Annotated in this window: 11 protein-coding genes; 6 read left to right on the top strand and 5 right to left on the bottom strand. The window is 44.4% G+C overall.

Going from position 1 to position 19,945, the window contains the following annotated elements:
• Positions 1 to 89: 89 nt before the first annotated feature.
• Positions 90 to 6,701, top strand: a complete 6,612-nt coding sequence (locus H6F74_RS12485; RefSeq protein WP_190441354.1) for a hypothetical protein — start codon at positions 90 to 92, stop codon at positions 6,699 to 6,701.
• Between the two features lie 156 nt (positions 6,702 to 6,857).
• Here H6F74_RS12485 and H6F74_RS12480 read toward each other — a convergent pair whose 3' ends face one another.
• The 3 genes from H6F74_RS12480 to trxB form a co-directional block, all read right to left on the bottom strand.
• Positions 6,858 to 7,340, bottom strand: coding sequence for a hypothetical protein (locus tag H6F74_RS12480; protein ID WP_190441404.1), 483 nt, complete (start codon positions 7,338 to 7,340; stop codon positions 6,858 to 6,860).
• A gap of 125 nt (positions 7,341 to 7,465) precedes the next feature.
• Positions 7,466 to 8,362 (bottom strand): ABC transporter permease, encoded by an 897-nt coding sequence (locus tag H6F74_RS12475; RefSeq protein ID WP_190422198.1) that lies wholly within the window; start codon positions 8,360 to 8,362, stop codon positions 7,466 to 7,468.
• A gap of 201 nt (positions 8,363 to 8,563) precedes the next feature.
• Positions 8,564 to 9,946 carry a thioredoxin-disulfide reductase gene (gene trxB / locus H6F74_RS12470; protein WP_190441351.1) on the bottom strand — a complete coding sequence of 461 codons (1,383 nt, stop codon included), beginning with the start codon at positions 9,944 to 9,946 and terminating at the stop codon, positions 8,564 to 8,566.
• 280 nt (positions 9,947 to 10,226) lie between these two features.
• Between trxB and H6F74_RS12465 the strand changes: the two genes are divergently transcribed.
• The 3 genes from H6F74_RS12465 to H6F74_RS29995 all read left to right on the top strand — a co-directional run bounded on the left by H6F74_RS12465 (position 10,227) and on the right by H6F74_RS29995 (position 14,579).
• Entirely contained in the window at positions 10,227 to 11,531 is a 1,305-nt protein-coding gene (locus tag H6F74_RS12465) for a class I SAM-dependent methyltransferase (protein WP_190441348.1), read from the top strand.
• A 122-nt stretch (positions 11,532 to 11,653) separates the two neighbouring features.
• The gene (locus H6F74_RS12460; RefSeq protein WP_190441346.1) at positions 11,654 to 12,223 is read left to right on the top strand and encodes a type IV pilin-like G/H family protein; all 570 of its coding nucleotides are present in this window, start codon (positions 11,654 to 11,656) and stop codon (positions 12,221 to 12,223) included.
• A 124-nt stretch (positions 12,224 to 12,347) separates the two neighbouring features.
• Positions 12,348 to 14,579 (top strand): O-linked N-acetylglucosamine transferase, SPINDLY family protein, encoded by a 2,232-nt coding sequence (locus H6F74_RS29995; RefSeq protein WP_190441343.1) that lies wholly within the window; start codon positions 12,348 to 12,350, stop codon positions 14,577 to 14,579.
• Positions 14,580 to 14,586: 7 nt separating this feature from the next.
• On the opposite strand, the gene H6F74_RS29990 is transcribed toward H6F74_RS29995, so the two are convergent.
• Together H6F74_RS29990 and H6F74_RS12440 are read right to left on the bottom strand one after the other, a co-directional pair.
• Positions 14,587 to 16,293: an FkbM family methyltransferase gene (locus H6F74_RS29990; RefSeq protein ID WP_242022038.1), complete on the bottom strand. Its 1,707-nt coding sequence runs from the start codon at positions 16,291 to 16,293 to the stop codon at positions 14,587 to 14,589.
• Positions 16,294 to 16,343: 50 nt separating this feature from the next.
• Entirely contained in the window at positions 16,344 to 17,933 is a 1,590-nt protein-coding gene (locus tag H6F74_RS12440) for an FkbM family methyltransferase (protein WP_190441340.1), read from the bottom strand.
• 202 nt (positions 17,934 to 18,135) lie between these two features.
• Here H6F74_RS12440 and H6F74_RS12435 point away from each other — a divergent pair, with 202 nt between their 5' ends.
• Positions 18,136 to 18,936: a hypothetical protein gene (locus H6F74_RS12435; RefSeq protein WP_190441337.1), complete on the top strand. Its 801-nt coding sequence runs from the start codon at positions 18,136 to 18,138 to the stop codon at positions 18,934 to 18,936.
• 340 nt (positions 18,937 to 19,276) lie between these two features.
• Positions 19,277 to 19,537, top strand: a complete 261-nt coding sequence (locus H6F74_RS12430) for a hypothetical protein (RefSeq protein ID WP_190441334.1) — start codon at positions 19,277 to 19,279, stop codon at positions 19,535 to 19,537.
• Positions 19,538 to 19,945: the final 408 nt, after the last annotated feature.

The following is a 19,945-nucleotide window of genomic DNA, read 5'->3' as shown; positions in this document are numbered from 1 at the left end:
TTTAATTTATGGGCAGTTTTTTCCGGAAAGGACTATGAATATTTCCCAAAAAATTCATACAATAAGCACTTATTTTAAAAGAGGGTGTTATGCTGCCAGCAAGAATTTGCCTCAGCTTATTTCTATCTAGCTTGTTCTCAAAAAACAGCAGAAAAGGGAAAAATTACTTATTTTGGCTGTTAATTTTTAGTTTTTGGTCAAATCAAGCAAAAGCTCAGAATATCACACCTGCACAGGATGGTACGGGAACGGTTGTAACTCCAGAAGGTTCGCGTATCGATATCACAGGCGGTACATTCTCCAGGGATGGCAAGAATCTATTTCACAGTTTCAGCCAGTTTGGTGTGCAAGCTGAACAAATTGCCAACTTTTTATCAAATCCCAGTATCCGCAATATTTTGGGACGAGTGACAGGAGGCGATCGCTCAATTATTAATGGGCTAATACAGGTAAGTGGCGGTAATTCTAATCTTTATTTAGTCAATCCCGCCGGGATAATATTTGGCACAAATGCTCAATTAAACGTTCCCGCATCTTTCACTGCTACTACCGCCACAGGCATTGGTTTTGGTAATAATAATTGGTTAAATGCCACTGGAGCGAGTAATTATTCTGAGTTAGTAGGAACACCGAGCGATTTTGCCTTTAATGTTAGCGTCCCTGGAAGCATCGTTAACGTTGGGAATCTAACAGTTGGTTCAGGGCAGAATCTGGCTTTAGTTGGCGGTAATGTAATTAGTACCGGGACGCTGACAGCACCAGGAGGAAATATCACCATTGCCGGCGTGCCTGGATCGACTAATGTGAAAATTTCCCAACCTGGACATCTGTTGAGTTTAGAGATTGACCCTTCATCGCTTGGCCCAAGTGGAATTAATTCCGCTTCCCTGCCTCAGTTGCTGACGGGAGATGGTGGCAGTGCAGCGACAGGAGTGACAGTTGATAGTAGTAACCAATTGGTACTGACAGCTTCAGGAACCAGAGTACCAATGGACGGAGGCGCACATACACCATTAGCGATCGCTTCTGGCTCCCTAAATGTATCAGGAGCAACTGGCGGCACAGTCCAGGTGCTAGGTGACAAAGTAGGGCTAATAGGTGCCAATATCAACGCCTCTGGCACAACTGGCGGCGGTACAGTGCTGATTGGCGGAGATTATCAAGGCAAAGGAAGCGCCATAAATGCCTCCAGCACATTTGTCAGCAGTGACTCAGCAATCGATGCTTCGGCATCGCAAAATGGTAATGCTGGTCGTGTCATCGTGTGGGCAAATGAGACGACTCGGTTCTTGGGCAACATCAGCGCCCGTGGCGGTAAAAATTCTGGCAATGGCGGCTTTGTCGAAGTCTCCGGCAAGAACAACCTAGAATTTGCTGGAATTGTCGATACTACAGCAACCGTTGGTGAGAAGGGAACACTGCTACTCGACCCCAAAAATATTCTGATTCAAGCCAACGGCACCGATCCAGTCGCCGGACAATTATTTGCCTCAATCCCAGATAGCACGGCAACTATCAGCGGAGCAAACCTTTCGGCAGCAATTGATTTGAACGATGTCACCTTGCAGGCAAATAATGACATCACCATTAACGATAATATTACCGCCACAACACCAGGCAAAGGTCTAACCTTGCAAGCTGGGCGTTCAATTATTCTCAACTTCAATCGAGTTATTGACCTCAAGGGCGGCAACTTTATCGCCAAGATTAATGACGAAAATGCCAGCCCAGCCCAGCGAGACGTTGGAAATGCCCAGTTTTTTATGAACACTGGCTCGAAAATTTTGACCAACGGCGGCAACCTTACGATTGCTCCTGGGACGTTCGGGGGCAGTGCCATCGGTTCTGTGTCTATATTCGCATCAACCATCAATTCTGGTTCGGGTAACATTTCAATTACTGGTACCGCAAGCCCTGGTGGTAGCGACAACATCGGCATCTTTCTGGAAAAAGGCAGCGTACTTGAAGCGACAGGGGCGGGGAATATTACCCTAATAGGTACTGGCGGTGCTGGGATTGATGACAATCGAGGGATATGGCTTGATGAAGGCTCCAGCGTAAGTTCAGTTAATGGAAATATCAACCTAACTGGCACTGGTCAAGGAACTGGAGAAAGCAACCAGGGAATTTATATTCTCGACAACAGCGCGGTGCGTTCGACCGGGAGAGGGAATATTACATTCAGAGGCACAGGCTCCAATACCGGGATTAATAACAACAATGACGGCATTGCATTGATCGACGGTGGCTTGGTGGAAGCAACAGGAACCGGGAGTATTACCTTAATAGGCACTAGCGGTACTGGAGGAGACGATAATAACGGGATAAACGTTGCTAACACCAGTATCAGGTCGGTGGATGGCAATATTAGCCTGACAGGTATTGTCAATGGGACTGGAAGCAACAATATAGGTGTTTCTGTTTTCAACAACACCGCGGTGCGTTCAACCGGAAAAGGAAATATCACCATTACTGGACAAAGTACGGCGACTGGAGTTCAGGAAAATCAAGGTGTTAGAATTAGTACCTTTAGCCGGGTGGAATCAACAGGAACAGGGAATATTAGTTTGACGGGTACTGCTGCCAATGGTTTAGAAGGGATTGGCGTGAAGACCGACTCTTTTATTAACCAGCCTGGAACAGGTAGTAAAATCACACTGACATCTGATGAAATCCAATTCGACGAGACTAGCCAAATCAGGGGCAAGGGCGTTGTCCAGTTACAGCCGCTTACTCCCACTTTGGGAATAACTGTCGGTGATGTTACCGCCGATGCCCGTTTAAATCTAGACACAGCTAAATTAAACAGGCTGCAAAACGGGTTTTCTCAAATTATTATTGGACGAGATAATAGCAGGGGCGCGATCGCTATCAACTCCCACAGCTTTAGCGATCCAGTAAGGATTCAATCACCAGTAGGAAATAGCACCATCACCTCAACAGGTGCGATCGCAGGTACAGGCGATGCTTCAATTACTCTACTTGCCAAAAATGTCAACGTTAACGGCACTATCGCATCCCCCGCAGGTATTACTCTCACCGCTGATGAAATTAATTTGCGTGGCGGAGCAAATTCTGTCAGCAGCAATAACGCGATCGCCCTGCAACCATTAACACCAAGTCTAAACATCACCATCGGGGGAATCGGCAACGATGCCAGCTTAAATCTGAACAATATCGATTTAGCCGCCTTGAAGGATGGCTTTAGCAGCATCAACATTGGACTGGCAGCTGGTACAGGCACCGTCACCGTAGACAGCACTGCCACCTTTAACGACTCCGTAAATGTTGTCGGCGGTTCCAACCTAGTTGCTGCCAACAGAAGCAACACCTGGAACATCACAGGCACCAATGCTGGCAACCTTAATTACCCCAACGGTTTCAGCTTCGCTAATATTGAGAACCTTACAGGCGGCAACCTCGACGACACCTTTAAGGTAAACAACGGTGGTTCCATCAGTGGCAACATCAACGGATTAAACGCCATCGACACCCTTGACTACTCCGCTTATAGTAGTCCCGTCATCGTGAGATTGGGAACTGGAAACCAAGTCACCGCCACAGGCATTGGCGGCACTGTTATTAACATTGAAACCCTAATTGGCGGCGCTACTCAAAATAACAACTTGATTGGTGCCAACACCGTCAATAACTGGAATATCACAGAACTCAACTCAGGCAATATCGGTAGTGTCAACTTCCGTGGTTTCCAAAATCTCACAGGCGGCAGTAACACCGATAACTTCAACCTTGGTACAACTGGGAGCGTTGTCAATATTAACGGTAATGCTGGCAACAACACCATTATTGGTGCTAACAAAGTCAACACCTGGAACATCACGGGTAACAACACCGGAAACCTCAATGGTGCCAACACTTACGCCAACATCCAAACCCTCACAGGCGGTAGCGAAACCGACACCTTTAAGATAAATAATGGTGGTTTCTTCAGCGGCAACATCAACGGATTGAACGGCAGCGATGCCCTTGACTACTCCGCTTATAGTAGTCCCGTCACCGTGACCCTGGGAACTGGAAACCAAGTCACTGCCACAGGCATTGGCGGCACTGTCTTCAACATTGAAACCCTAATTGGCGGCACTACAAGTAACAACACTGTAATTGGTGCCAATACTGCCAACAACTGGAATATCACAGACATCAACTCAGGCAATATCGGTAGTGTCAACTTCCGTGGCTTCCAAAATCTCACAGGCGGCACTGACACCGACAACTTCACTCTCAGTCCTGAAGGCAGCGTTGTTACTATTGACGGCACGGCTGGCAACAACACCATTATTGGTGCCAATATCAACAACACTTGGAACATCACAGGTAACAGCACCGGAAACCTCAATGGTGCCAACACTTACAGCAATATCCAAACTGTCATCGGCGGCAGCGAAACCGACACCTTTAAGGTAAACAACGACGTTAACATTGCTGGCATTATTGATGGCAGTGCAGGCGACGACACTATAGATTACTCCGCCAACACCAGTCCTGCCACTTTAACTCTGGCAAATCTAATCAACATCGAAAATGCCATTGGTAGTGCTGCCAGCGACACAATTATCGCCACTAACACGGCCAACAACTGGAACATCACTGGCACCAACTCAGGCGATGTAAACGGCTTCAATTTCTCAGATTTTGAGAACCTCACAGGTGGCACTGATACTGATAACTTTACCCTCAGTCCTGAAGGCAGCGTTGTTACTATTGACGGCACGGCTGGCAATAACACCATTATTGGTGCCAATATCAACAACACTTGGAACATCACAGGTAACAGCACCGGAAACCTCAATGGTGCCAACACTTACAGCAATATCCAAACTGTCATCGGCGGCAGCGAAACCGACACCTTTAAGGTAAACAACGACGTTAACATTGCTGGCATTATTGATGGCAGTGCAGGCGACGACACTATAGATTACTCCGCCAACACCAGTCCTGCCACTTTAACTCTGGCAAATCTAGTCAACATCGAAAATGCCATTGGTAGTGCTGCCAGCGACACAATTATCGCCACTAACACTGCCAACAACTGGAACATTACTGGCACCAATTCAGGCGATGTAAACGGCTTCAAATTCTCCGATTTTGAGAACCTCACAGGCGGCACTGACACCGACAACTTCACCCTCGGCAATAGAGGCAACGTATCCAGCATCGACGGCAATGCTGGCAACAACACCATAATTGGTGCCAACAAAGTCAACACCTGGAATATTACGGGTAACAACGCCGGAAACGTTAATAGTGCCAACGCTTACACCAATATCCAAAACCTCACAGGTGGCAACAGCAACGACACTTTCAAATTCAACTCAGGCGGTTACATAAGTGGCAACATTGATGGCCTTAACAAAAAGGACACCCTCGACTACTCCGGCTACAGCAGTCCAGTAGAGGTGACGCTGGGGATTGATAATCAAATAACAGCCACAGGCGTTGGCGGCACCATCCTCAATATTGAAAACCTGATTGGTGGAACTTCTGGCGATAACAACCTGATTGGCGCAAATACGGTCAATAGCTGGAATATCACTGATACTAATTCCGGCAATATCAGCGACATCACCTTCAGTGGCTTCCAAAAACTCACAGGCGGCAGCGATACCGACAACTTCATAGTTAGCGATCGCGCCAACATTACTGGCACGATTATTGATGGCAGTGCAGGTAACGACACCATAGATTACTCCGCCAGCACCAGTGCCGTCACTCTGACTTTAGAGAATTTAGTCAACGTCGAAAATGGCATCGGTAGTGCTGCTGACAACGACACCATTATCGCTACCAATACCGCCAACGACTGGAACATCACAGGCACCAACTCAGGCGATGCGAACGGCTTCAATTTCTCCAACTTTGAAAATGTCACAGGCGGCAATGACGCCGACACCTTCAATCTTGGCACTGATGGCAGTGTTGCCAAGATTGATGGAGGTGGTGGCAACAATACCTTAGTTGGTGCCAACACCGTCAATAACTGGAACCTGGAAGGCCCTAACTCAGGCGATGTTAATGATGGTAATTCTTTCACCAACATCCAAAATCTCACAGGTGGCGCTCAAACTGACACCTTCAAGGTAAACGACGGCGCAACCATCGCCAACAACATCGACGGTAACGCTGGCACCGATACCCTAGATTACTCTACCCACAGCGCAAAAATCACGGTAGATATGGGCGCACGTAAAGCCACAGCCGTTAGCGGCACCATCAGCAACATTGAAGGCACAGTTGGCGGTACGAATACCGAGAATACCCTAGTCGCCACGGACACCAAAAACGTCTGGAACCTCACCAGTAACAACAGTGGCGAAGTTAACGGTGTCACCTTCTCCAACTTCCAAAACCTGACTGGTGGTAAGCTGACTGATACCTTCAAATTTAGCGATGCCGTACAAATATCTGGCATCATTGATGGCGGTGCCGGGTTTGATGACCTCGACTACACCGCCTACACCACCCCAGTCACGGTAGATATACCAACGGGTACAGCGACAGGTACAGGCGGCATCAAAAACATTGATCCCCTGCCCACCTCAGACTTTTCCGCCGATTTACAAGGCGAAACACCACCTCCTGTATCGGTAGAAAATCAGCCGGATAACACTCCCGTATTGTGTATGGATGGAAGCCTAGAACAAGAGATCCCAGAAACCCAAAATCTGCCGCGTTGTCAGTAATAGCACGCCAACAGCCCTCGCCCCTAATTAAGGCAGGGCTGTTTCATCGACTTGGGCTGCTTCTCCCTTCCTTGTCTTTCCTCAGCGCAGGCTACGCCAACGTGTCCTTCGCGTCTTTGGGGTTCATTTTTCCGAATCTGCAATTCCGAAAAAATTTCAAACCCTTTGAAATTCCTCTTTAGCTTGCCGATATTTGGCTGCTTTCTTAGCTAACACCTCTTTAGTAATTTCATTGTCTTCATAATCCTTCTTAGCTAATTTATAATCCAGTTTTTTCAACTGATAATCTTGTTGCTTTAGCGTACCCTCAACCGAGCTAAGCCAGTTAATAAACCCCAAATATTGAATTGACCAATCAGGATTTCCCGTCCCAGAAATTGCTTTGTCTTCCAAAGCATTATTTAACACTCTGTTAGGGATAACGCGCATGGCATCCGAAGAAACCTTTTTATTAAGGGTATCTTTAACTGGTGCGTCAGAACTCACAGTTTTGAGCTGCAACTGAGTTACTTGAGTTGAACTAGAACTGGGTTGCGCCTGCAAGGATTGTACAGGAGCAGCCCTCAGTATTCCAGCAACGGCGATGGAAATCATAAAACCACCAGCAGCGGCGGCAATTAAGGAAATATTATCTTTCATAACTCACAAAAGTTGTATTGTCAGAGTTCAGTGGTCAGGGGTCAGCGAACCGTTGGGAATGACTGTTAGTGGTCAGTGGTTAGCAATCCGTTACGAATGACTAATGACCACTAAAATATTTGACTCTACTCAGGGGATTTTTGGTTCCAATTTTCTCTCCGCAATCGGGGATTGACAAACTCGCTCAACCCTTCTCCTAGTAGAGACAAGCCTACCACCATCAGCGTCATTGCTAAACCAGGGAACAAAGTTGTCCACCAAATGCCCGTAGGTAGAGCATCCAGAGCCTGACGTAGATCGTAGCCCCATTCTGGAACCTGATCGGCAAGTCCCAATCCGAGAAATCCCAAACTACCTAAAATCAAAATTGCATCAGCAGCATTCAGGGTGAACAACACTGGTACGCTCTGAATCACGTTGAGAAACAGGTAGCGAGAGAGAACCGTCCAAGTGTCTGCTCCCATTGCTTGTGCAGCTTCGATGAACAGTTCATTTTTCACGCTGGCGGTGTGGTTGCGGACAACACGATAATATTGAGGAATGTAAGATATGCTGAGCGCGATCGCTGCATTGAAAACCCCCCGCCCCACCACAAATGCCAGCGTCACTGACAGTAACAGCCCCGGCAAAGTATAAATTGTATCCATGAAAAAGAGCAGCACCCGATCTGGTCTGCCGCCCAAATAACCGCTGACTAAGCCCAGTGGCACCCCAATGACAACACTCAAGAGTGTTGCCAAAATTACTACTTGCAACGCTGCTTGGCTCCCAAACAGTGTGCGCGAAAAAACATCGTAGCCTTGGCGACTCGTACCAAACCAATGACGTAACGAGGGCGGTTCGTGAATTGGGTTAGCTAGGGACTCCAGTGGATTTTGCAGCCATCCCCAAGCCTGAAACGCGGGAGCAAAAATAGCTGTCACCACGAAAATCAGCGTAATAACCAGCCCCACCCACATCATCTGCATAGACAGACTAGGGCGACCAGATAAACGCAAAAATGGAAGTTTGGTAAGGGTCATAGGCTTCTGTTCAACTTGGCACATCAACGCCCTGAGGCTACACAAAAGAAGTTATACCAATTTGCCCTACAATGCTAACTATTTGCTCCCGCCAATAAAGCTAAAAAAGGAAAGAACAGAATTTGTTGTCTGACACTTGAAAAATGCTATTAGCCCGCCTTCGCGGGCTAAGTTTGTGTAGGCGCGACTTGAGTCGTCAGGCTACATATATTGTTCAATCATTTGACGAAACTGGCTCTTTTGCTTCACGCCCTTCATTTCGCCCACTAATTCCTTATTTTTGAAGAATTGCACCGTGGGCGTTCCGGTAACACCAGCATTCTCGGCAATTTCTCTATCTTCGGCGATGTCAATCTCCACAAAGTGAATTTTGCCATCGAACTCATCCACCACCTTATTTAAAATCGGCTTCAGAGTGTGACAAGGGCCGCAGTTGGGAGAAACGTATTTCACCATCAGCAAGCGATCGCTATTATGATACAACTTCCGCAGCGCATAACCACCCTCATGTCGCGTCGCTTGCGGGTTAAACGCCTCCTCTGGGTTAATTTCAGCTACTTTATCCCCAGGCGCATCTGCTGGTGTATCTGGCTCTTCAGACGTGTGTATCTGCTGACGGTACTCCTGAATCAAACCATTAACAGAAAGCCATCGTTCCGCCAACATCGCCGCCATACAGCCAGTACCAGCAGCAGTAATCGCCTGACGAAACTCATGATCCTGAACATCGCCAGCAGCAAAAACGCCCTCAACGCTGGTTTCCACAGAACCCGGTTTCGTCACAACGTAACCAATTTCATCCAGTTCCAACTGTCCTTGGAATAGAGATGTGTTCGGCTTATGTCCAATCGCGTAAAATAATCCCTTAACAGGTAAAACGCTCTCTTCCCCAGTCTTAGTATTCTGGAGTTTGACACCCGTCATGCGATCGCTTTCACCGACAACATCCACAGGCTGACTATTCCAGTGAACCGTAATCTTAGGGTTATTCAAAACCCTATCCTGCATCGCCTTACTTGCCCGCATCTTCTCTGTGCGTACCAACATATGAACGCGAGATCCGTACTTTGTCAAGTAAACCGATTCTTCCGCCGCCGAATCGCCGCCCCCAATTACAGCCAGTTCCGCACCGTGGAAAATCGGTGTCGCACCATCACAGATAGCACAAGCCGAAATTCCCCGACTCCAAAACTCATGCTCGCTAGGCAATCCCAAGCGTTTTGCCGTCGCCCCAGTAGCAATTACAATACTATGAGTTCTAACTTCCCGTTCCTCAGAACGCACAGTAAAAGGGCGCTGACTCAAATCCACCGATATCACATCCTCAGTGTATAATTCAGCCCCCCAACGCTCAGCCTGAGCCTTCATCCGATCCATCAACTCCGGCCCCGTAATCCCTTGTGGAAACCCAGGAAAGTTCTCCACTTCCGTCGTGGTCATCAGCTGTCCGCCAGGTAGCCCCCCAGCCTGAAACCCTTCAAATACAACAGGTTTCAGATTCGCCCGCGCCGCATAGATGGCAGAAGTATATCCAGCAGGGCCAGAACCGATAATCACCAAGTTCTCTACGGTTGGGTTGGTCATAAAATTATACAAACTCATAACGACTACGCTTAATCTAGTATAAATGTTTCTGACCAGAAATTTTAATTTCATCCCAGTCCCTGTTAATGTAGGCTGTCTGCAAGTGTTTTGGTTGGGGGGACGAAACCTGAATGTACGCCTACAAACATTGTTAAACTTTGAGTTTGGGTTTCAAGCTGTCTAACTCTATGGATGAGCGATTAAAAGCAGTTTTTGCTAGAAAGTATATTTTTGATCTAAAGATGGGAAGAATAAAGTTGAGCATTAGGAGCGATTTAGCATGAAAAACCAAGCATCCGAGTTACTAGAGAAAATTCGTCAGCAATTTGACGCTGGGCCTTATCCTAGAATTCCCCTAGAGAAATATCCTAAAGGTGATGTCAGTTTTCTCTATTTTTATAACATGGTCACATCTTACTACTTGAGAAACCAAAAAGTTATAGATACTCAAGATAAAGTAATTCTAGATGCAGGCTGTGGGACAGGTTACAAATCCTTAGTATTAGCAGAAGCAAATCTTGGAGCTAAAGTTGTTGGCATTGATTTTTCAGAAGAATCAATCAAATTAGCCAAAACACGCCTGCAATATCACGGCTTTGAGAATGTAGAGTTTCATGTTCTAGCAATAGAAAACTTACACCAACTCAATAGAGAATTTGACTACATTAATTGTGACGATGTTCTTTCTCTTTTACCAGATCCAGTAACAGGCTTACAGGCTATGAAGTCTGTTTTGAAATCAGATGGGATTATTCGCGCTAATTTCCATAGTTCATTGCAGCGAACCAACTACTATCGAGCGCAGAAAGTTTTTAAGATGATGGGATTAATGGATGAAAACCCACGAGAGTTGGAAGTTGACATAGTGCGGGAAACGATGAAGGCTTTCAAAGATCAAGTCAGACTCAAGACGTTTACCTGGGATGCTAAGCGTGAAAAAGACGATGAGTGGTTTCTGATGAATTATTTATTGCAGGGCGATCGAGGCTACACTATTCCGGAAATGTTCTCAGGTTTGAAAACAGCTGATTTGGAGTTTATCAGCATGGTGAATTGGCGGGAATGGGACTTAATGACTCTGTTCAAAGAACCAGACAATTTGCCGGTGTTTTTGGCAATGAGCTTGCCTGAAACGACAGTGGAAGACCAGCTGCATCTATTTGAACTGTTAAATCCTATCCATCGGCTGCTGGACTTCTGGTGCGGTCATCCCAACCAGGCTCAGCCTTTTGTGCCACTTTCTGAGTGGCAGTTGTTAGATTGGCAGGAAGCCATAGTTCATCTGCATCCTCAGATGAAGACATTAGAGGTGAAAGAAGAACTCGTCAGCCGCGTTAACCAACTACAATCGTTTGAAATTAGTGAGTACCTGCCAGTGATGGACAGTACCATAGCGGCTTGCTTACTACCCCTGTGGGAGTCGCCTCAGTCGATGTCATCATTGGTACAACTGTGGCGGCAACTCAGACCTTTAAATCCTCTGACCTTAGAGCCGACAGATGAGGCAGAAGCTTTTGAAATTGTAAAACAGGCACTGATTGGGCTGGAGGATTTTGGCTGTGTGCTTCTGGAGCAGCAACCCTGAGGTGATGGGGACACCGGCAAATTTTTTTTTTTGCCGGGGGTGATATGAAACTGATCGGAAGTGGGTAAGTTACATCCAGGAGTTAAAAGTTAAGCACCCCGCACCTCAAGGAGAAACCCCTCATGAAGACTGAACTGAAAGCTAAGTTCCTGCAACACCTAAACCAAAAAAAACAGGACGAAGGCTTCACCCTGATTGAACTGCTCGTCGTTATCATCATCATCGGTATTCTGGCTGCTATTGCTCTGCCCTCCTTCCTTAACCAAGCCAACAAAGCCCGCGCATCTGAAGCCAAAACCTACGTAGGCTCCGCAAACCGCGCTCAACAAGCCAGGTTCTTGGAACAAGGTAATTTTGTGAGTGAAACAGCTAAATTTGCAGAGTTAGAATTAGGCATCAACACACAAACAGAAAACTATAAATACACACTCACTAGTGCAGGTACAGCTGGGGCTGCAACTCAAGCTACACCTGCTAAGGTTGGTCCTGCGGTTTTGAAAGGCTATGTTGGTACTGTAGCTGTAGGTAAAACATCGGGCGTAGGTACTGGAGAATCAACCACCCTGGCAGTTGTCTGCGAGACTAATACTCCAATTGTTGCTGGCGCAGTCCCCGCTGCCGGAACTCCTACCCCTGCGTCTCCTGCTACCACCAGTATTGCCTGCGGCGGCAACCAGAAACCTGTTAAATAATTTTACTAGCAGCCTGTCTGGTTTCAATCTTCTTTGCATTGCTAAAGTGGGTAGTGTTATCTACCCACTTTATTTATTGGTTTGAATTATTATTACTAGTTTGAATCACTAATACTGTCATGTCATGAGTACTGAAATCTCTACTGACGACCCTTTAGCCTGGCAACAGCAAGCTGATCGCTATTTACTGGAAGGAGACTATAGTAAAGCTGCCACCCTGTATGAACAGGCTATTGAAGCAGAACCCAGCGTGAAGTTTTATTACTGGCGTTTGGGTCTCATGTTGCTGTTGCAGGGACAAGAAGCGGAAGCGCAAATGACTTGGCTCTTAGCAATGACAGAGGGCGAACCAGAGCAGGTGGAGCGGTGGACAACAGAGCTAACAGACGTTTTGCAAGCTGAAGCAGAGCAACGGGAGGCTCAAGCAGACTCTCGAGTTGCCTGGGCAATCCGCCAGCACATCCGAGAAGTCAATCCAGACGACTTGGATAACCTACTACACATTATTCAACTCTCGCCTAACCTAGAGATATCTAACAATGAAGATTTGCCCCTGTCTAAGGTGGCACAGTTACTTCAGTCAAGCCAACCTATCAAGTTTGATGCCGATTTACTATTGCAGATAATACAGCAGGTTTTAGAGCTTTATCCCCTTCACCCGTCAGCTTTTGAACTTACTGAAGCTTGTATTTTAAATACTGATAATGCCGAAGGCTTAATCCATATTCTGACTGATAAAGCTGCTGCCTTTGTAAACTCTCTTTCTTCAGCAGAAAAAACTGCCCGATTTACAAAACTATGCTTACAGATAGAACCCAATAATATAGGTATTTTAGCAAATCTAGCAAATCTATATCAAACCGCAGGCAGGAATCTAGAAAGCCTAGAATTTGCTCAACGTATTTTTAATTCTCCGCATACCTTGATGGATGAAGTAGCGGCAAATTATCTGACTGTCAGAGGTCTGATGCGAGCTGGTGGACAATGGGAAAGAGCTGAGTCAGCACATCAAAAATACCAAAAAGCGTTGAGTGCGCTAATTGAATCTAATAGCACTGTAAATGAAGGTCATCTTCCGTCTTTAATGACAACTGTGGCCTTTTCTCCTTACTTTCAGGATGACCCCGATAGCACACATAAATTTCGCAGTGTGGTTGGCAAATATTGTCAGTCCGGAATCCAGCGTTACTCTAATCAGGGAGTAGGAGTAATTCAATCACAGCAATCATCTAAGCGCGTTTGTAATTTCCACAAACCTTTAAAGATTGGTTACTTATCTACCTGTTTACGCAGACATTCTGTTGGCTGGCTAGCACGATGGGTTTTTCAGTATCATGAACGCGATCGGTTTCAAGTCTATGCTTATTCTTTAGAAGGTAAAAACGATCCTTTACAGGAATTTATTGCTAGAAATACATCTAATTTTTGTGATTTATCCACAGCAAAAACAATAACTGAAATTGCTGAACGTATTTATCAAGACAAAATTGATGTGCTGCTCGATCTAGATAGCATCACTTCTAGCAAAGCTTGTGGGGTTATGGCATTAAAGCCTGCTCTAGTTCAAGTAACTTGGTTAGGGTCTGATGCTTCAGGTTTGCCAGCAATTGATTATTTTATTGCAGATCCCTATGTTTTGCCTGAATCTGCTCAAGATTATTATGCTTCAACTATTTGGCGTTTACCAACAACATATATTGCTGTAAATGGCTTTGAAGTAGACGTACCTACCCTACGGCGTGATCAATTAAATATTCCTAACGATGCAGTGGTTTATCTCAGCTGTCAAACAGCATATAAGCGTCACCCTAATACAGCACGTTTGCAAGTAAAAATCACTAAGGAAGTACCTAAAAGCTATCTACTTATTAAAGGACAAGGTGATGAAGAGTCAATGAAGCGTTTCTTTGAGCAAATTGCAGAAGAAGAGGGAGTAAAGAGCGATCGCCTGCGATTTCTGCCAGATGTTGGTACGGAGGCAACTCACCGAGCAAATTTAGGCATTGCCGATGTGGTACTAGATACTTATCCTTATAACGGAGCTACCACTACTCTAGAAACTCTGTGGATGGGCATTCCATTGGTGACGCGAGTTGGGCAGCAATTTGCTGCTCGTAACAGCTATACCATGATGATGAATGTGGGCGTAACAGAAGGCATTGCTTGGACAGATGAAGAATATGTGGAGTGGGGCATTCGCTTAGGGAAAGATGCAGCCCTGCGGCAAAAAATTTCTTGCCAATTGAGGCAATCAAGGCACACATCGCCACTGTGGAACGCCAAGCAGTTTACGCGCGAAATGGAAAAAGCCTACGAACAAATGTGGTCAAAATATCTAGAGAATAATCAGCATTAATCACTTTTTAATGACGCTTTTGCTTTAGGGGAATATTTTCAGTCAAAAGTTGATTATTCAATTTTTTTCTTGAGGCTATAAATACAGCTCTAGTAAGGATTTCTGTAGTGGGAGGGGAAGCCCAATCTATAGGAAACTCTTCATGATGTGGTTGAGTAATTGGCATATAAACAAAATCGAAGTATTGCTTAAGCTGGTTATACACCCATTTCCTAGTAGGTCGGCAACCTTGACCAGATACAGCCTGGGATGGACTTTCTGCTGGTTCTGTACAAGGATTTATTAACTCTTCCTCACCAAATGAAACGCAAGTTTCGAGCAACAGCATCTTTCGGCAACAACGAGACATGAACTCTATAGCTTCAATTGGGTTTTTGAGATGATACAGCAAACCATAGCTGTAAACTATATCGAATAACTCATTAAATGTGGGATCTGGATTATCTAAATCCAAATGCCTTACTGTTATATGAGGATAACGAAGATTTAATATTTCTAGATTTTCTGGTCTGGCTTCAGTGCTAACAACCTGACATCCACGATCCAGAAAAAAGTTTGTATGATCCCCAATACCAGCTCCAACTTCTAAGACGCTACTACCAGCAATATCTAAACCTAAACTTACCAGATGCTCTAATCTCCTCTGGTTATGGCGCTGGTAGTGATATGAATTGAATACATCGATTGGAGAAACAAGCTGTTGTGGTTGGGAAGTAATGTCTACCTGTATTGAATCCAGCTCGTATCCATCAATGTAATCTCTAATACTAGCAACAATGGGTAGGGAAGCTAATCCTTGCTGTACTAGCTCTGGAAATTGAGCTAAACTTTCAATGATATTATTAGCAAAATTATACTTTTGGTCATTACCATATTGCAGGGTCAAATACTCCAATAACTCCAGAGCGTAGTCAGGAAAATCCATTATGTCGGCAATGCAAGCTAACTTAAAAATTTGCTCCGGGGTCTTTAAATTTGTGCTAGTATCCTCTCGAATCAAATCTCGGAAGTAAAACGCATCTGCCCAAAGTAATTGTCCAGCACGAACTCTTGAATGAATAGGCGATCGCGCACGAACACGGTATGAAGTAGCTAAGTCAAATAATGTAAAGTCTTTGTCTCGGAGATAGGCATCTACATCCGCAAATAATGGTTGTTTAGCATATAAATGAGAAAACTCAACTTCAATTTGAACAGCCAGAATACTGCGTTTTAATATCTCAGAAGCTCCTTCTAAAACTTGCAGATCCGCACCCTGAACATCAACCTGGAAAAAATCAATTTCATTTATGCCTTTCGCTTGACAAAACATATCTAAAGTTGTTGTTTCAATTTCAACAGTAAAGTCTAAATTTACTAACTCTGGAAGACCACCAAACCGAGCCAAGTAAGGTTCATTCGGTGGATATAACGAACTACACATAGGATGTTTTGTTACATACAATGTTGACTCTCCTACAGAATTTGCCAATGCTAAGGGAATGTGTTTTTCTGTCCAATTGATTTGTCTAGCTTCGAGTTCAGCATTGGCTTCATCACAAGCATCTGCATCTGCATCAAATCCGTATATAGTAAGGCGAGGTGCAAAGATATCCCAGCCAAGGCTGGTATAGTCATCGTGGCTTCCTAATTTACGAGAGCCAACATTACATATAGTTATGTGGATCTGATCCAAGTGGCCACTTTTCTTTAAGCTGGAAAGAAAAACTGACATTTTATAGTCCTCCCTTTTGAGCGTTTAATAATTAATTGATAACTGAGGTTTTATAATTCCTGGGTGTGCAAAGCAATGATATTCAATCTACCTTGCAAATCTTCAGCAGAATTAACCGGAATAAGCTGCTGTAAATAGGGCTGATATCGAAACAGTTTATAGCCTCTAGATGTCAGAAAATCAGCAACAGCTAAATTACTGCCTTTACTACCTGCAATATTTTCGTAAAGAATAGCCGGGGCAAATTCATTTAAAATTCGGCTACTGCCCTGTAAAACTTGCATCTCATGCCCTTCAGCATCTATTTTTAAGAAATTAACCTGATTAACATTTTCTCGCTCAACTAGACTGTCAAGACAAAAGCAGTTAACTTCTTCAAAAGCACCAGGCTGGGTTGATCCTTCTGCATCACTAGCAACTAATTCATTAAGTTCACTAGCTGCTTGTAAGGAAAGTCGGGCTGTGCCATTGCGATCGCTTGCTGCTCCTGCACATACTTTAACCCAGTTTAGCTCATTAATTCTACAGGTTTCTTGCAAACAACGAACGCAACCTGAAAAAGGTTCAACGGCTAGTACGCAGCCTTCAGAACCCACTTTTACAGCAGCACTAAAAGTGTAAACGCCTACATTGGCACCCACATCGATAACCGTCATACCTGGTTTTATCCAGTTTCGCCAAAACTCCATTTCTTTCTCAAACCAGTCGCCTTCAGCAAGTAGGACACTTGTTACAATACTACGGAAATTTGGTTCAACTGCTAGTATTAAGTTATTTTCAAAAGGCACATAAGTTAATAAGCTATCTGCTTCTAATATAGTCCATTGCCAGTCTAGAGAGCCAGGATTTTCACTGATGCGATCGCGTCCAATACCCAGCCAAAAACTTGCAATCTCTATCTCTCCCATATTTCGATAAGCTAAATATAGAGCTTGCATAATATTTGCTGAATTTGGTGCTATTTGTCTAGCCCGCTGCAAATATAAAATTCCTTCCCATTGATTGTTCATCAAGCTAGATATTCCCAGCTTTAAATTAACGAAAATGGAATTGGGCGACATTTGAGCCGCTAAATGTAGAAATCGAAGTCCTGTGACGTTGTAAAAAACGAGACTTGAACGACACATAACTTCACTTAACAATATAAGTGATTGCTTGTAGCCATCCTCAGTTTGCAGAATTTGAGCAATTTTGCCATATTGACTATCTATTAAGATTGTTGAAGTAGGAGGTAGATATACTATACCTAGTGCAATTACTTTATCATTGATATAAGCAGGATGAAGGTTAGTGATAAAGGTAGAAAATGCTATTCGCATCGCTTGGTCAATCTCTCCAATTGTGGCGAGAACTAGAGCAAGATGAGCAGCACAAAGTGGATTACCCAACTCCACTCCGGTATTTAATGCCTGTAGCGCCATTTCAACATAAAGCGCCCGAAAAGATGAATCCTCGGACTGTTCTGCCTCAATCAGTGCTACTACTGCAAAGTTGTTCAAATCAAGGGCAGATGTAGGGTCATCCCAAGAAGTAGCTTCAAGAATCGTGCTTACACGCGACAAAGCATCTGAATCAAGAGCAACCCCAGTCTTTTCAAGATATTTCCAATAGGAATCAGCAGAAGCAAAATTAGTTTCCATAATCCAGAAAGTAAATTATAATGGGATAAAAAACACACTTTTATAACTTTTATCAAATCTTACTATATTTCCAAGGATGTTTACAAGCGCTTACTCACCGCGAATTTTTTACAAAAGTATAGGTTTAGCTACAAATGATATAGACCCAAAGATTGAAATAACAGTTACACTGTTTGCTGTTTTTAAGCAGAGGACGATGTAAATGCTTTATAAATCTCGGCAAAATTTAAGTCAATGGATAGGTGCGTCCGTAGTCACTATTGTGTGCAGTTTAGCAATTGGATTACTTCAAGTACCTCAATTGAAACAGATATCTACGAAAGCAAAAACTGCTTCACTAGAAGAATTGAATAAAGAATTACAGGCAGAAAAATTACGCCTCAATCTGCTTCACAAAACTCCCTCTTTTGGTTTTAATAATCTTTTTGCGAACTGGGCATTTTTGGGATTCTTGACGTATTTGGGTGATGATTCAGCACGCGAACAGACGGGGTATAGCCTCAGTCCAGAATACTTTGAAATAATTGTGGATCGAGATCCGCGCTTTTTTAAAATGTATCTGTTTCTTTCTAATACTATTTCTATGTACGCAGGAATGCCAGAAGAGTCTGTTGCTCTGATGGAGAAAGGATTAAAGTCACTTTCTCCTAAAGCCCCACCAAGGTCTTATTATGTCTGGCGTTATAAAGGCACTGATGAATTATTGTTTTTAGGGGATGCCCAAGCTGCTAGGAAATCATTTGAAAAGGCAGCGGAGTGGGCGAGTGTTTATGCTGATACAGACAGCCAGAATGTAGCAGCTATTTCTCGCCAAACTGCCCAATTTTTAGCCCGCAATCCTAACAGCAAGTATGCTCAAGTAGGTGCTTGGTCAATGGTTTTACAGAATGCGGTTGACGATCGCACACGCAAGATTGCTATCAGTCGCATTGAGGGGCTGGGTGGCAAGGTTGTGGTTACGCCGGAAGGAGAGGTGCGGGTTCAGCTACCGGAAAAAGATTAAAGGGATACTGGGCTTTAAAAATAAAACTGCCCTACAGCAAAACCACTGTAGAGCAAGAGGACAGTTAAACGCTTTCTTTAGTTTCCAGAAATTTCGCACCCAGTGACTTATCCTTTGTGACGGTATTTACAGTGTCCATTGTCAGATGAATGGAGGCGGCGTGTTTGTTTGCTAAATCAGCTGGTTTAACAATACGCCTAGACTAAACCCGGTCATCGATACAATGGCGATAACCCAAAACGATTGTATTCCACTGAAACCAGCAGTCTGAAGATCTAGTCTGGTTAATGCTCCTGCTGAGAGTAGAACAAGAATATGAGCAAAAAAACTAAACCATGTCATGATGAAAACTCCGGCTAAAGCACTTGCAATCACGCAGAGGAAAGCTCTGGTGTCAGAGTTCATCCACTGGGAGAAAAAGGATCTCAGAAGTGTTAGCGGAGCGGTTAAAAGCAAAGCAATGAGTATGACTAAAGCTGTTTCAATCAGCCAAAAATTCCAAGAGAAATTAGAGGAAAACAACCAGCCGAATACGCTATATGTAACCAGAAGCAGTGCCAGAGTTGCCCAAGGCAATTTCTTCAGGAAAGACATTCATTAGTGGCGCTTATTTTAGCGACGGATTTGTTTAACACGACATTACACTGAAATGGTAAACTTTCGGCATTTTTTTGAGAATTTTTATAGGCTGGCGAGGAACCCTTGTGAGTTATTTTCTTCTGTGATTAGGATCACAGGAAAGGATGATCGATATCGTCTTCAACAAGTTCCTGAATGGGCATACTAAGAGACGACTGAACTCTAGCCGAGTCATCAATAGGGAACACACGACCAGCCGACAGGTTCTGTAGAGGGACTGTCGGTTTTTTGTTTGTAATTATTAGCAATCTGGATTAGCAATCGAGGCGATAGGGAATTCTGGGAATGGGCAACTTTTTATCGCCTATCAGCAGAATTACTTATCGCCTCCCTACTACGCTTATCGCCTACTTGGGCTAAGGGCTAAAAA

This window comes from Trichocoleus sp. FACHB-90, from assembly GCF_014695505.1.
Classification (GTDB): Bacteria; Cyanobacteriota; Cyanobacteriia; order Cyanobacteriales; family FACHB-T130; genus Funiculus; species Funiculus sociatus.
This window is presented reverse-complemented; position numbering and strand designations above follow the sequence as displayed.